The 12,573-nt window shown below is 64.1% G+C and carries 11 protein-coding genes, 1 tRNA gene and 3 pseudogenes; 7 read left to right on the top strand and 8 right to left on the bottom strand.

Annotated features, from left to right (window positions below; translation table 11 throughout):
* Nucleotides 1–94: 94 nt before the first annotated feature.
* Together ACI7BZ_RS21940 and pedF are read right to left on the bottom strand one after the other, a co-directional pair.
* Nucleotides 95–904, bottom strand: a complete 810-nt coding sequence (locus ACI7BZ_RS21940) for a substrate-binding periplasmic protein (protein ID WP_414119307.1) — start codon at nt 902–904, stop codon at nt 95–97.
* Between the two features lie 10 nt (nt 905–914).
* Complete coding sequence (pedF, locus tag ACI7BZ_RS21935; RefSeq protein ID WP_394107466.1) at nt 915–1,382, bottom strand: cytochrome c-550 PedF; 468 nt, start codon at nt 1,380–1,382, stop codon at nt 915–917.
* A gap of 244 nt (nt 1,383–1,626) precedes the next feature.
* Between pedF and pedA1 the strand changes: the two genes are divergently transcribed.
* The 3 genes and pseudogenes from pedA1 to ACI7BZ_RS21920 all read left to right on the top strand — a co-directional run bounded on the left by pedA1 (nt 1,627) and on the right by ACI7BZ_RS21920 (nt 4,937).
* Entirely contained in the window at nt 1,627–2,847 is a 1,221-nt protein-coding gene (pedA1, locus tag ACI7BZ_RS21930; RefSeq protein ID WP_414119306.1) for a lanthanide ABC transporter ABC transporter substrate-binding protein PedA1, read from the top strand.
* A gap of 34 nt (nt 2,848–2,881) precedes the next feature.
* Nucleotides 2,882–3,859: a PQQ-dependent catabolism-associated beta-propeller protein gene (locus tag ACI7BZ_RS21925; protein WP_282890867.1), complete on the top strand. Its 978-nt coding sequence runs from the start codon at nt 2,882–2,884 to the stop codon at nt 3,857–3,859.
* Nucleotides 3,860–4,001: 142 nt separating this feature from the next.
* Nucleotides 4,002–4,937, top strand: a pseudogene (locus tag ACI7BZ_RS21920) (IS5 family transposase).
* Nucleotides 4,938–5,083: 146 nt separating this feature from the next.
* Here the strand turns inward: ACI7BZ_RS21920 and ACI7BZ_RS21915 are convergent.
* A pseudogene (locus ACI7BZ_RS21915) lies at nt 5,084–5,587 on the bottom strand (IS630 family transposase); the annotation flags it as partial.
* Between the two features lie 131 nt (nt 5,588–5,718).
* On the opposite strand from ACI7BZ_RS21915, the gene ACI7BZ_RS21910 reads away from it, so the two are divergent.
* Nucleotides 5,719–6,865 (top strand): IS3 family transposase gene (locus ACI7BZ_RS21910; protein ID WP_414119304.1). Its coding sequence is split into 2 segments (ribosomal slippage): nt 5,719–5,954 and nt 5,953–6,865, totalling 1,149 coding nucleotides; the frame shifts between segments, so codons are not numbered across the junction.
* Here the strand turns inward: ACI7BZ_RS21910 and ACI7BZ_RS21905 are convergent.
* From ACI7BZ_RS21905 to pedB, 5 genes and pseudogenes are all read right to left on the bottom strand, one after another.
* Nucleotides 6,862–7,011, bottom strand: coding sequence for a transposase (locus tag ACI7BZ_RS21905; RefSeq protein WP_394107584.1), 150 nt, complete (start codon nt 7,009–7,011; stop codon nt 6,862–6,864). The genes ACI7BZ_RS21910 and ACI7BZ_RS21905 overlap by 4 nt on opposite strands.
* 10 nt (nt 7,012–7,021) lie before the next feature.
* A complete protein-coding gene (locus tag ACI7BZ_RS21900; protein WP_282641314.1) occupies nt 7,022–7,738 on the bottom strand; it encodes a transposase in 717 nt (238 codons plus the stop codon).
* 380 nt (nt 7,739–8,118) lie between these two features.
* Nucleotides 8,119–8,735: pseudogene (locus ACI7BZ_RS21895) on the bottom strand (winged helix-turn-helix domain-containing protein); the annotation flags it as partial.
* 67 nt (nt 8,736–8,802) lie between these two features.
* A complete protein-coding gene (gene pedC, locus ACI7BZ_RS21890; protein ID WP_282641315.1) occupies nt 8,803–9,645 on the bottom strand; it encodes a lanthanide ABC transporter permease protein PedC in 843 nt (280 codons plus the stop codon).
* The gene (gene pedB, locus ACI7BZ_RS21885) at nt 9,642–10,391 is read right to left on the bottom strand and encodes a lanthanide ABC transporter ATP-binding protein PedB/LutE (RefSeq protein WP_282890864.1); all 750 of its coding nucleotides are present in this window, start codon (nt 10,389–10,391) and stop codon (nt 9,642–9,644) included. The genes pedC and pedB overlap by 4 nt, the downstream gene beginning before the upstream one ends.
* A gap of 533 nt (nt 10,392–10,924) precedes the next feature.
* On the opposite strand from pedB, the gene pqqC reads away from it, so the two are divergent.
* The 3 genes from pqqC (at nt 10,925) to ACI7BZ_RS21870 (ending at nt 12,544) form a co-directional block, all read left to right on the top strand.
* On the top strand, nt 10,925–11,686 hold the full coding sequence (gene pqqC, locus ACI7BZ_RS21880) for a pyrroloquinoline-quinone synthase PqqC (RefSeq protein ID WP_282890863.1): 762 nt from the start codon (nt 10,925–10,927) through the stop codon (nt 11,684–11,686).
* A gap of 46 nt (nt 11,687–11,732) precedes the next feature.
* Complete coding sequence (locus tag ACI7BZ_RS21875; RefSeq protein ID WP_282890862.1) at nt 11,733–12,170, top strand: pseudoazurin; 438 nt, start codon at nt 11,733–11,735, stop codon at nt 12,168–12,170.
* Nucleotides 12,171–12,457: 287 nt separating this feature from the next.
* Nucleotides 12,458–12,544: transfer RNA gene (locus tag ACI7BZ_RS21870), tRNA-Leu, on the top strand.
* The last annotated feature ends 29 nt before the right edge of the window (nt 12,545–12,573 follow it).

Below are 12,573 nucleotides of genomic sequence, written 5' to 3'. Positions count from 1 at the left end.
TTATTGCCAATAGGTGCTAATCTGCAGCCTCCTGCGATCATCGGAACACTGGCGGTTTGGCTGCCAATGCTTAGTGGTAGAACCTCTCCGGAGCTCAATTCGCGGGCGGCTGCCAAGTCACGTTGAACCGCGCATGGATGGCGGCAAGCCGGCCGTCCTTGGCCGCTTCGGTCAGCGCATCCTCCAGCGCATAGGCTAGGTCGTGCGCATCCACCCGCGTCGCGAGGCCAACCGGCCAAGAGGTCTTCACGACGCCGAGGAGCGGCCATTCCTCCACCGAAACCCGACGCCCGGCCTTCGCCGCCGCCCATTCCACTTGCGCCCGCGTCGCCATCAGGGCCGGAACCTCGCCTGAGGAAAACTGTGCCACCGCCGCCTCAAAGCTCGTCGCACGCCGGACATTGTCGGAGATCGCGCCGTTGTAGAGCGCTGAAAGCAGGAGATCGGCCGTGGAGCCCCCCTCCACCGCGATCTTGCGGTTGCGGAAGGCGCCGAAGCTCACGGCCGGAACGGCTTCGGGATCGACGACCACCGCCATGCGCTCCTGCTCGTAGGCGCAGCAGATCACCACCATGTCGTTGCGGAGGCCAAGCTCCTTGTCCACCGGCACATGCAGCATCACGTCGGCCATCACGCGGTCGACGATGTCGCCGCGCCAGACGTTGGCGCGCAGATCGCTGTCCACGTCCTCGCCGGGCATGCGCGCCAGGAACTTCGGCGCCACATGAAGATGCTCAGCGAGAAGACGGCCAATCTCTACGTCGATTCCGGTGAGCGTGCCGCTCTCCTCGAACGACCAAGGCGCAAAATTCCGATAGACAGCTATGACCAGCGTGCCCGAACTCAGAACGTCATCGAGCGGCCGGGCGGCGGCCGGCGCGGCGACAAGCGCCAGCAGCGCCACGAGCCAGAACCTATTTTTCACGGGTTTCGATATAGGAACGGATAGCCCACATCGCCTCCTGGTTCAGCACGTTCTCGAAGGGCGGCATCTTATAGGTACCGTTCTGCGAAAAGCCCCCGCGGATGCGGCTCATGAACCATTCATCGCCCTCTGCGCCGTCGTCGAGGTAGCGCAGATCCGGAGCGATACCGCCGGAGATGACCTGAAGCCCATGGCAGCGCGCGCAATTGGCAGCATAACCGTGCTCGCCAACCTCAATGGCCTTCTTGTACTGCTCGCCGCCCTTCAGGCGATAGGGGTTTTCCTTGAGCCAGCTAGCTCCGACGTTGTTGAGGCCGGCGGTGTCGACCGGCTGCGGGATCACATCGCCGTGTGCGCCAGCCGACCGCGGGCCAACGCCCACCAGAAGGCCGACGGAAACGGCGGCCATGACAGCGCCGATCCGGACAAGGTGCCATGCGGAAACACGAGTGAACATTAAATGCCTCCTCCCGAGGACAATGACCGCTTTCAATTTTCCTTCCCGGGATGCCCCGGGGCGGCTCTTTTGCCTTTAGTTTGTGAAGACCTGGAAACTATCGCCATCACCCCTTCGGCGTAAAGTTGTTCTTTGGTACAAAATTCACGCATCACAACTTGTGCTTGGGTCGATAATTGTCCCCTGGAACCGGAGGCGCGCCGGTGCTAGGCTGTGGCTGGAGAAAGACCTCGGATAAACAATAATGCAGAAGATACTCTTTTTTATTTTTATGTGCTGCCTTCGATTTTGCTGCGTGGCAGGAGCCGCACTGCCGCTGGCTGCTTTCCCGTTTTTTGGCAGTCGCGTAGGAGCAGCCCAGCTCGACATTCGCGTGTCGTTCATCACGCGGGAGGTGCCGGCCCTTGGATTCGAGGCCGAAACCCCGCCCCCACCGCCGAAGGGAGGGCTGGAAGGAGCCCGGCTCGGATTTCTCGATAACGCGGCGACGGGCCGGTTTTCCGGCCAGAGCTGGGTCCTCGGTGAGCGGAGCGTTCCCGAGGACGGCCGTCTGCTGGACGCGGTCAAGGCGGCGCTAGACGCCGGTGAGCGCTACCTGATCATCGATGCACCGGCCGACGAGGTGCTGGCAGCGGCCGATCTCGCCAAGCCCGCCGGCGGGCTTGTGTTCAACTCCGGCGCCCCCGACACGCGCCTCCGGGAGGCGGACTGCCGGGCGAACCTCTTCCACACGCTGCCCTCGCGCGACATGCTCGCCGACGCCTTGATGCAATATCTCGCGAAGAAACGCTGGAGCCATCTCCTGCTGGTGCGCGGCCCCGAGGCGGGCGACGGCCTGCTCGCCGATGCCTTCCGCGCCTCCGCCGTCAAGTTCAGGCTCAAGGTCGTCGCCGAGAAGATCTGGGCCGACCCGACCGATGGACGCACCGCCTCGCAGGAGATCCCGGTGCTGACCCAGGCCGGCGATTATGACGTGGTGGTGGTCGCCGACGAGACCCGCGATTTTGGTCGCCAGTTCCCCTATGCCACCTGGCTGCCCCGGCCAGTGGCCGGCTCGACCGGCCTGACGCCCACGGCCTGGAACGACCGCGTCCGCGGCTGGGCAGCAGCGCAGATACAGGACCGTTTCATGAAGATCAACGGCCGGGCGATGGATGCCTACGACTACGCCGCCTTCATGGCCGTACGCGCCCTCGGCGAGGCGGTCACCCGCAGCGGCTCGACCGAGCCGGGAACGATCGCCGCAGCGCTGACCGCGCCCGCCTTTGCCCTCGGCGGCTACAAGGGGGCCATGGCCACATTCCGGCCGTGGAACCGGCAGCTGCGCCAGCCCATCGCGCTGACCCACGGCGAGGGCGTTACGGCCTTCGCCCCAATTCCTGGCTTCGAGCATCGGGTCACGGAGCTAGACACCCTCGGGCGCGACGCGCCGGAGACGAAGTGTCCGTTCCCGTCACCCGAATAACAGCCCGGTCGACGACCGCAAGATCTCTGGAGGAATGCCCGTGCCGATCCGCTGCCTCGCCCTCATTGCTGCGCTCACTGCGCTCGCCCCGCCTGCGTCCGCCCATCTGCTCTACGTTTCCAGCGAGAAGGACAACAAGATTTCCGTGGTCGATACCACCAGCGGGAAGGTTATCGACGAGATTCCGGTCGGCCGCCGGCCGCGCGGCATCACCTTTTCGTCGGACTTCTCCAAGCTCTATGTCTGCGCCTCCGACGGCGACACGGTCCAGGTGGTCGATGTGGCCACCAGGAAGGTCATCCACAACCTGCCGTCCGGTGCCGATCCGGAGCAGTTCGCCTTACATCCAGACAACAGGCGCCTGATCATCGCCAACGAGAACGATGCCATCGCCACCATTGTCGATGTGGACAGCCGCACTGTCGCGGGCCAGGTGAAGGTGGGCGAGGAGCCGGAGGGCGTCGCCGTCTCCCACGACGGGCGCTTCGCCATAGTCACCTCCGAGACCACCAACATGGCCCACTGGATCGATCTCGCCTCCCTCACCGTGACCGACAACATTCTCGTCGGTCCCCGCCCGCGCTTCGCTATCTTCAGTCACAACGATAAGGAGCTGTGGGTCTCCTCGGAGATCGGTGGCGCGGTGGCGGTGATCGAGACCGCCAGCCGCGCCATCCGACGGAAGATTTCCTTCAAGATCCCGGGCGTGTCCAAGGACAAGGTCCAGCCGGTGGGCATGCGCATGACCCGCGATGGTAAGTATGTCTTCGTCGCGCTCGGCCCGGCCAACCAAGTGGCAGTAGTGGATGCCAAGACCTACGAGGTCATCAAGTACATCCTGGTGGGTCGGCGCGTGTGGCATATGGATCTGACCCCGGAGGAGGACCGACTCTGGGTCACCAACGGCGTCTCGGGCGACGTCACCGAGATCGACGTGCCCTCGCTGACGGCGGTGCGCACGGTGAAGGTGGGGCGCTATCCCTGGGGCGCGGCGATCCGGCCAACCAAGTAGGGCGGCTCCCTGCGACGCGGGGCAGAGGAGGCCTCTCGGCGGCTGGATCGCGCGTTACGTTATGAGACCTGTGCGCGGATAGTTCTCGACGATAGCCAGCTGACATGATTCACTCAATCAACGCAATGGATTGAGGTGTTCCATGTCGCGGCGGCGGATCGGGCAGGAGAGCTTCGGGTTCGGCGATGCGGGGCGTCGGCATTCTTCCTTGGACGATCTGGCGACGTTGATCGACTGGGCTTGCGTCGATCTGCGGCTCGCCGATATCTCCTGCGCGGCGAAGGGCGAGCCGGCTTGGCTGCCTCTGGCGCTGTTCAAGGCGCTGCTGCTCGCCGTCTGGTACGACCTGTCGGACGTGAAGCTCGCCGAGGCTCTCGACGATCGTGCGTCGTTCCGCCGGTTCTGTGGTTTCTCCGGCGCCGAGCCGACGCCGGAACGCACCGCCTTCGTTCGCTTCCGCAAGGCGTTGACCACCCGAGGGCTCGACGAGGTGTTGTTCGACGATGTGACGGCCCAGTTGAAGGCCAATGCGGTGCGGGTGAAGACCGGCACGCTCGTCGACGCCACCATCATCGCTTCCGCCAGCAAGGGCGACGAGGAAGCGCGGTGGGTCAAGCACAAGCGCAAGCCGGCGGTTCATGGCTTCAAGGCCCATGTCGGTGCCGACGCCGACACTGCGCTGGTCGAGGAGATCGCCATCACCCCGGCCAACGTTCATGACGGCAAGGCCGGCGGCGGCGCCCTTCCCGACGATCCCGGTCAGGTCTTCGCCGACAGCGCCTACCGCGGCGAGACGTTCCGGGCGGCCGTTCGGGGCAAGGGCGGAACGCCACGCATCGTCGCCACCCACATGTGGGGGCATGACGAGCAGGAGACCCTGGCCCGGCTCGATGCCTGAAACCAACCGATCCACCGGATCCGGGGCCGGATCGAGAAGATCTTCGGGACCTGGAAGCGATCCTATGGGCTCCGGCGGATCCGATGGTTGGGTTTGGCGAAGGCTTCCCTGCAGATCCGCCTCACCGCAATCGCCTCCAACATGAGACGAACCCTGAGCATCCTCGCAGCTGCCGCGTAGGGGAGGTTCGAGAAGTTGCCGACCTCCGGCGTCGGTGATCAACAGAGGGCAGGCATCCTCACCAGCAACCCGCCAAAGACCGCATTCCATTCATCAAATCAGCACGATAAGCCAACCGCGCACAGGTCTCGTTATACCAACGGCCCTTATGAATGACCGATATGCGCCCATTGGCGCATGCCGATGGATGTGATGGTTTCTGGGTTTTCGGTGAGGCTGCGCCACGCCTCGCAGGCGGCATCGACGATGTCGGCGTAGGTCTCGAAGACGCGGTTGGAGAGAAAGTTCGATCGCAGATATTGCCAGATCTGCTCGACCGGGTTCATCTCCGGCGAGCGCGACGGCAGGAAGATCAGCGTTATGTTGTTCGGGACGGTGAGCATCCTCGTAGTGTGCCATCCGGCGCGATCGAGCAGCAGCACGGCGTGCGATCCCCGAGCGACCATGGTCGAGATTTCGTCGAGGTGCATCTGCATGGCCTCGGTACCGATATAGGGCAGCGTCAAGGCGGCACCGACGCCGCGCGCCGGGCAGATGGCCCCGAACAGCCAGGCATTGTCGTAGCGCTGGTCGGCGGGCTGGCGGGGTCGCGTTCCGCGCCGCGCCCATTGCCGGACGATGCCGTTCTTCTGACCGATCCGGGCCTCATCTTATGGGATGGTTCGCCTCCTCCCTCTGGCGGATAATCAGTCCAGTCCAGCAACGGAGGTACATCATGCAGTGAACCGCCCCTAGATTCCTGGACGCCTTCTTCCCTAAATTTTGAGGCAAGGAGGCCCCGATGGGCAAAGCGAACTTCACCGAGGACTTCAAGCAAGACGCGGTCGTTCAGATCACTGAGCGGGGTTATCCGGTTGCGGAGGTGGCTGCGCGGCTGGGGATCAGCAAGTACTCGCTCTACGAGTGGAGGAAGCGGTACGGCAGGCCTGCTGCCGTGGCCCGCGATGACGAGCAGGCCGCTGAGGTCCGCCGGCTGAAGCGCGAGTTGCAGCGCGTGACGGAGGAGCGCGACATCAAAAAAAAGCGGCCGCGTACTTCGCCAAGGATGCAAAGTGAAGTACGCGTTCATCGCCGAGCATCGCCTGCTGTTTTCGATCCGCGCCATGTGTCGGTGCCTGCGTGTCCAGCCCAGCGGCTTCTACGCCTGGCTGAAGGACCCGCTGAGCAAGCGGGCGCAGGAAGACCAACGGCAGACCGAGCTGATCCGCGCCGCATGGAGCGAGAGTGGCAGGGTCTATGGCTATCGCAAGCTCCACGACGACCTGGCGGACATGAGCGAGAGCTGCTGTCCCAACCGGGTTGCTCGGCTGACGCGGCTCGCCGGAATCCGGGCGCAGATCGGCTACAGACGCCGCCCCGGTCAATATGGAGGCAAGCCATCCCTGGCGGTCGACAACACGCTCGATCGCCGGTTTGATGCGGAGGCGCCTGACAAGGCCTGGGTGACCGACATCACCTACATCCGCACCCATGAGGGCTTCGCCTATCTGGCGGTCGTGATCGACCTCTTCTCCCGCCGCGTCGTCGGCTGGTCCATGCAGGCCCGGCAGACGACCAACGTCGTGCTTCAGGCGCTGCTGGCCGCCGTCTGGCGACGCAAGCCGAAGGACCATGTGCTGATGCATTCGGATCAGGGGAGCCAGTTCACCAGCATGGAGTGGGCTTCGTTCCTGAAACACCACGATCTGCAGCCCTCGATGAGCCGTCGCGGCAACTGCCACGACAACGCCGTGGCCGAGAGCTTCTTCAACCTGCTCAAGCGCGAACGCATCCGCCGCACGGTCTACCGCTCGCGCGACGAGGCACGTCGCGACGTGTTCGATTACATCGAGATGTTCTACAATCCGACCCGCAAGCACGCACGGAACGGGATGCTGTCGCCCATCGAGTTCGAACGGCAGCACAAAGTGAAAGCCGAGGGCGTCTAGAAAACTAGGGGCGGTTCAATGCCGAAACGAAGGTCCTTCATGTCTCGAAATCCCGGCTCGATCGTCCAGCGTTTGGCGTAATAGTTCATGATCTCGCGCGCTGTCGCCTCGGCGTTGCTGGCGGCCAGACACCAAGCCTCTTTCATATCCCTGGCCTTAACACAGACGACCGCCCCAACCTTTGTGCCGGCCCGCCGTAACCTCGGCGTCGCGCAGCTTGCGCGCTCGTCCTCCCTTGCCTACCCACGCGGCGGCCGGGCGCGTTTGCCCATCGGCCGCGCTGACATGGATATTGCCGCGAAACCGGATGACATAGGCGAACCCCAACGTGTCGAGAAAGTCGAACAGCTTGGCGTCGCCGAAGCCACGATCGGCCAGAATCGTCACCGCGACACCCTCGGGCAACACCTGCGCCAGGCGGGCAAGGCAGAGGTCCTCGAAGTCGTTGCGCTGGTCCTTCAACTCGTCCTTCAAGACGCTCAGCCACAACAAGGGCGTGGCCCGCCCGTGGTTGGTGACGAGACTCAAGGCCAGCGTCGCCTGACCGTCAGCGTCGAAATCCGTCCAGTCCATGGCAACGACAATCGTCTTGCGCGCGCCAACAACTTCCGCCACCCACGAGGCGAACATGTCCCACACGACGACGCCCTGATTGCTCAATAGCCGATCGACCTGCTTGATGGCGTGCTTGCTCAGCAGGCCCCGCGCTTGGGCCAGGGATTGGCCGATCATCGACACCGCAAGCGACGCGCCCGTCATGACGCCGAGCGCGCCATTGGCAAGTGACATCACGCGCTTGGCGTGAAGATCGTCGGCGAATATGCCATCGAGATATTTTTTAACAAATTCAACGCGCTTGATCGGATGGTTCATGGCCACGCTTCGCTGGGATGGAATTCTCGATGCGCGTCATTTGTCCACGAAATTTGGCCAATATGAGTCCCTGCGAAAATGAGGGGATTCATGAGGTCGCACGTGTCATTTGGGCACTTTTAACCCACAATACGATTTTCGAACCGCGCCCTGCATAAGGCTTGTTCGAATGACTTGCGAGAGGAAAACGATGGCACCGTGGATATGATCAGATGCGCAACCTGATGGTTCCAGTAGATTGTTTCTCTGCTTCAACTGGATATGCGAAACCTGGTGGTGGCAGAAGATCAAAGGATCTGGTCGTCTTGTAAGGAACGCATCCCAGCGGCTCCCATTGTGGCTCGGGCATGATCTGCCCTCAAACAAGCCGGATACGCTGAAGCAGGGTCTTCTGGGCCGTCGTTTCTTCTTGCAAACCGGAGGTGAACCATACACTGGAACCAGACCTCGATGCGGCGCCCCTTCGGCAGGTGCCCGACGTGAGCGTTCAGGGTGCGGGGGAAGTTTTTTTGAAGTCCTCCATGACCTCGGGGTCCTGCCCCGGGTGACGGGGGCGGGCGCTGATGTGCGAGAAGCCGATCACCTTGAGGATCTTGCCGATGGTTCGCTCGTGGTATGCGACGCCGAAGCGGTCCGCGACGACCTTCCTCAGGTCGAGTCGCCGCCACCGGACGACGCCGTGGACCCTGCGATCCGGGCCGGTCTCGACGATCTCAGCGAGTTCGGCCAGCTGCGCCTTCGACAGCCGGGGCGGATGGCCCTTGGAGCGGATGTCGCGCAGCCCGTCGGGGCCGAGCGCGTTGAAGCGGTGAACCCAATCGCGCAGGGTCTGACGATCCATGCCACCGATCCGAGCCGCCTCGGCGCGATCCATCCCATCAAGGACCGCTGCCAGCGACAGCAGCCGCCGGCTCTGGCTGGCGTGTTTCGAAGCAGCGGCGAGCCGCCGCAAATCCGAAGCCGAGTAGTCCGTCCGAAGCTTCACCGCAGAGGCCATGGCGCGAATCCTCCCCGCACCATGGAATCAGCGATCGCACTCAACCGAAAGCCCCAGAGAGTCACCCTCAATGGCCGTTGGTATAATTGCGCGCCAGCGCCCGGAAGGTCGCGGCGCTGCGCGCGGGATTATAGGCCGAGACCGACCATGCCAAGGCGACGAGGCTCGCCCCGGCAACCACCGCAAGGCTGGTCCACGCCACCTCATTATAGAGGGCGAAGCGGATCAGCTCCACCGCGTGGGTGAATGGGTTGAAGCGGCAGATGAAGGCCAGCAGCGGGCTCGATTCTTCGATCTTCCAGATGGGGTAGAGCGCCGAGGAAGTGAAGAACATCGGAAAGATCACAAAGTTCATCACGCTGGCGAAGTTCTCGAGTTGCTTGATCATGGAGGAAAGAAGCAGGCCGATGGCGCCCAGCATGACACCGGAAAGGATGAGGGCTGGCAGCGCCGTCAAATAGCCGAAGGCCGGCGCCTTCACCTCCCAGAACCAGGCGATGGCGAGAAAGACATAGACCTGCGCCACCGCGACGATGACCCCCGCCACCAGCTTGGCGATCAGCAGGTACCAGCGCGGGAACGGGCTTGTCAGCAGCACGCGCATGGATCCCATCTCGCGATCGTAGACCATGGCCAGGGATGACTGCATGCCGCCGAAGAGCAGGATCATCGCCGAGAGGCCGGGCGTGACATAGACCTCATAGAGCACGTAGGTCGCATAGGGCGGGATGATCGACATCCCCATCACCGTCCGGAAGCCCGCGGCGAAGACGAACAGCCAGACCAGGGGACGCACCAGCGCGGAGAGGAAGCGTCCGCGCTGCATCACGAAGCGCAGCATCTCGCGCGTCAGGATGCCGAGGAAGCAATGGACCCAGGCGCTGGTCCCACCGCTGACCCGATCGCTCATGGGGCAACCCTTTCTGTCAGCCGGCGGAAGCCTTCGCCGAGGGAGCCGGCCTGCGCCAATTCCTGCGCGATGCCGTCGAACAGCACGCGGCCCTGGTGCAGCACCGTCACCGCGTCGCTCGGCACGATCTCGTCGAACAGATGGGTGGTCCACAGGACGCCGAGGCCCCGCTCGGCCACCAGCGCGCGGACGAGCGCCACGATGTCTGTCCGGGCGGCCGGATCGAGGCCCGCCGTCGGCTCGTCGAGCACCAGCACGGACGGCTCATGGATCAGCGCCCGGGCGATCTCCACCCGGCGCTGCTGACCACCAGAGAGAGTGCGGACGGGATCGTCCCGGCGCGAGGCGAGGGCAAAGCGCTCGAGGATGTCGAGCGCGCGCGCCCGGACGACCTTGGGGGGCAGGCCACGCAGCGCGCCGTGATAAGCGAGATTGCGCAGCACCGTCAGGTCCGGATCGAGCGTGCGCGCCTGGAAGACGATGCCGAGACGGGTGAGCGCCATGATGGGGGTCCGGGCGATGTCGTGGCCCATCACTGCCATATGTCCTGTCCGGGTGTGAAACAGCCCCGTGATCAGGGAAATCAGGGTGGTCTTGCCCGCGCCGTTGAGGCCGAGGAGCGTGTGAAATTGGCCCGGGCGCACCGCAAAGCTCACCCCTGACAGAACCTTCCGGGCTCCATAGGCATAGCTCACGCCGTCCACGCCGAGCACCGGACCTGCTTCGACCAAAGCCTCTAGGGTCAAGGAACACTCCGCACAATCGAGCCCGGCGACGGGCTTCATCGGCACCGCGAGCCGTCAGCCGCTGCCGGGATTTTCAAGCGTGCGCGGCGCCGTCATCGTCAATGCGCGTCGCGTTTAACACCTTCCACGCACGCCAACAACAGAATCGCGCAGCCTTCCAGAAGATCGCACCACCTGGCCTGTATAGATTTTGTACTTTCGGTCGAATCGACCTTGTTCGCGTTGACGGCATTTCGACCGGCTGTCAGCATTCCGGCGAATCCACACGTGGCGGTCGGGGCCGTGAAGGCCACGATCGACCTGAGGTAGACGGACGGGAGCTCGAGAGGGCCCTCTTGCGACAGATCAAAGCGCGTCACCGCGTCCCTTGTCCCGGCCCCATGCGCAAGACGCAGCGGTCGAGCCAAGGCGGGCCGCGCGGAGCAGCCGCGGCGAGCGCTGCCGCCGGGCGTAGGACCGTGGCCCCCGTGCATCAGGGCACGGAACGCGGGCAACGGGCCGTGTTCGGCCCGCGACGGCAGGGAGATCTGGCCATGAACAAACACTTCATCCTGGCGCTCGACACGGGATCGGCCCCCATGAGCCCCGCTGATCTGGAGACGGCGCTACGCGCCATCGGGACCGAGCGCTACCACGACCTTCACCCCTTCCATGACCTGCTGCACGGCGGCCATCTGGACAAGGGGCAAGTGCAGGCCTGGGCGCTCAACCGCTACTGCTATCAGGCCGCCATTCCGCGCAAGGACGCCTCGCTCATCGGCCGCTGCGAGGACCGCGAGCTGCGACGCGAGTGGCTGCATCGTGTGACCGATCACGACGGCAACTGCGAGGACCCGGGCGGCATCGAGCGCTGGCTGATCCTCACTGATGGGCTCGGGCTCGACCGGGACTATGTGGTCTCGCAGCAGGGCGCCCTTTCCACCACGCGGTTCGCGGTGGAGGCCTACGTGCGTTTCGTGCGCGAGAAATCGCTTCTGGAGGCCGTCGCCTCCAGCCTGACGGAGCTGTTCGCCCCCTCGATCCATCGCCGCCGCATCGCCGGCATGCTGAAGAACTACAGCTTCATCGACGAGACGGTGGTCGCCTATTTCCGCCGCCGCCTCGATCAGGCGCCGCGCGATGCCCAGTTCGCGCTCGATTATGTGAAACGCCACGCGGTCACGGTCGAGCAACAGCGCGCGGTGCTCGCGGCGCTCACCTTCAAGACCGAGGTGCTGTGGGCGCAGCTAGACGCGCTGCACTACGCCTATGTAACGCCGGGCAACATTCCGCCCGGCGCCTTCCGCCCCGATTGACGCATGCCAAGCTCCCGGCACCGCCGGGCCAAAGGAGAGGATGATCATGATCAGGAAGCAGGCCCCCTGGCTCGGAATTGTCGCGGGATTGCTCGTGGCGGCGCCCGCGCAGGCCACCGATTTCCAGGTGAAGATGCTGAGCAAGGGCGAGAAGGGCATGATGGTGTTCCAGCCCGACGCCCTGAAGATCGCGCCCGGCGACACGGTGACCTTCGTTTCGGTGGACCCCGGCCACAATGCCGAGTTGATTCGCAATATGGCCCCGGAGGGCGCGGAGCCCTTCGCCGGTAAGCCGAGTGAGACCGTCTCGCATACCTTCTCCGTGCCGGGCGTCTACGGCGTCAAATGCCGGCCGCACTACGCGATGGGCATGGTGATGGCCATCGCGGTCGGCGAGCCGATCAATCTGGATGCAGCGAAGGCGATGAAGCATCCCGGCAAGGCGCAGAAGGTCATGGATACGGCGCTGGCCGAGCTGCATTGACGGACCCCCCTGGGAGACATTCGTCGAACTGCAGCGTTCCTCCCCCCCCCCCCGGGGGCGGCACTGGCCGACCGCTTGCGACCATGGTTGGAAGCGGTCGGCCATTTTTCACCGCAAGGGGACCCTGAGCAGGGTGTCGCCGCAGCGGGGAGAAGGGAATAACCCTCTTGCGCGGACGGCGGGAGGGCCACCTGGACATGGCGTGGACCTCAAGGCATATGAGCACCCATGCAGCCGGATGGAATCGCGCGCCGTCCGCGCTTATGATGGACTATGATGGCGGCCCTGCGGGTGTGGCGGAACTGATAGACGCGACGGATTCAAAATCCGTTCTTGGTGACAGAGTGTCAGTTCGAGTCCGACCACCCGCACCACTGTCTTCTCTTCACGCTGTCGCGGTCTT

Origin of the sequence: Xanthobacter sp. AM11, from assembly GCF_047444035.1 — a bacterium.
Lineage (GTDB): Bacteria > Pseudomonadota > Alphaproteobacteria > Rhizobiales > Xanthobacteraceae > Xanthobacter.
The sequence above is the reverse complement of the archived record's forward strand: the minus strand, read 5'-3'. Positions and strand labels throughout refer to the sequence as shown.

Bases quoted from the DNA above. Each gene is read 5' to 3' on its own strand.
- pedF (WP_394107466.1), bottom strand. From the start codon at position 1,382: ATGTTCACTCGTGTTTCCGCATGGCACCTTGTCCGGATCGGCGCTGTC.
- pedA1 (WP_414119306.1), top strand. From the start codon at position 1,627: ATGCAGAAGATACTCTTTTTTATTTTTATGTGCTGCCTTCGATTTTGC.
- ACI7BZ_RS21925 (WP_282890867.1), top strand. From the start codon at position 2,882: ATGCCCGTGCCGATCCGCTGCCTCGCCCTCATTGCTGCGCTCACTGCG.
- ACI7BZ_RS21905 (WP_394107584.1), bottom strand. From the start codon at position 7,011: ATGAAAGAGGCTTGGTGTCTGGCCGCCAGCAACGCCGAGGCGACAGCG.
- ACI7BZ_RS21900 (WP_282641314.1), bottom strand. From the start codon at position 7,738: ATGAACCATCCGATCAAGCGCGTTGAATTTGTTAAAAAATATCTCGAT.
- pedC (WP_282641315.1), bottom strand. From the start codon at position 9,645: ATGAGCGATCGGGTCAGCGGTGGGACCAGCGCCTGGGTCCATTGCTTC.
- pqqC (WP_282890863.1), top strand. From the start codon at position 10,925: ATGAACAAACACTTCATCCTGGCGCTCGACACGGGATCGGCCCCCATG.
- ACI7BZ_RS21875 (WP_282890862.1), top strand. From the start codon at position 11,733: ATGATCAGGAAGCAGGCCCCCTGGCTCGGAATTGTCGCGGGATTGCTC.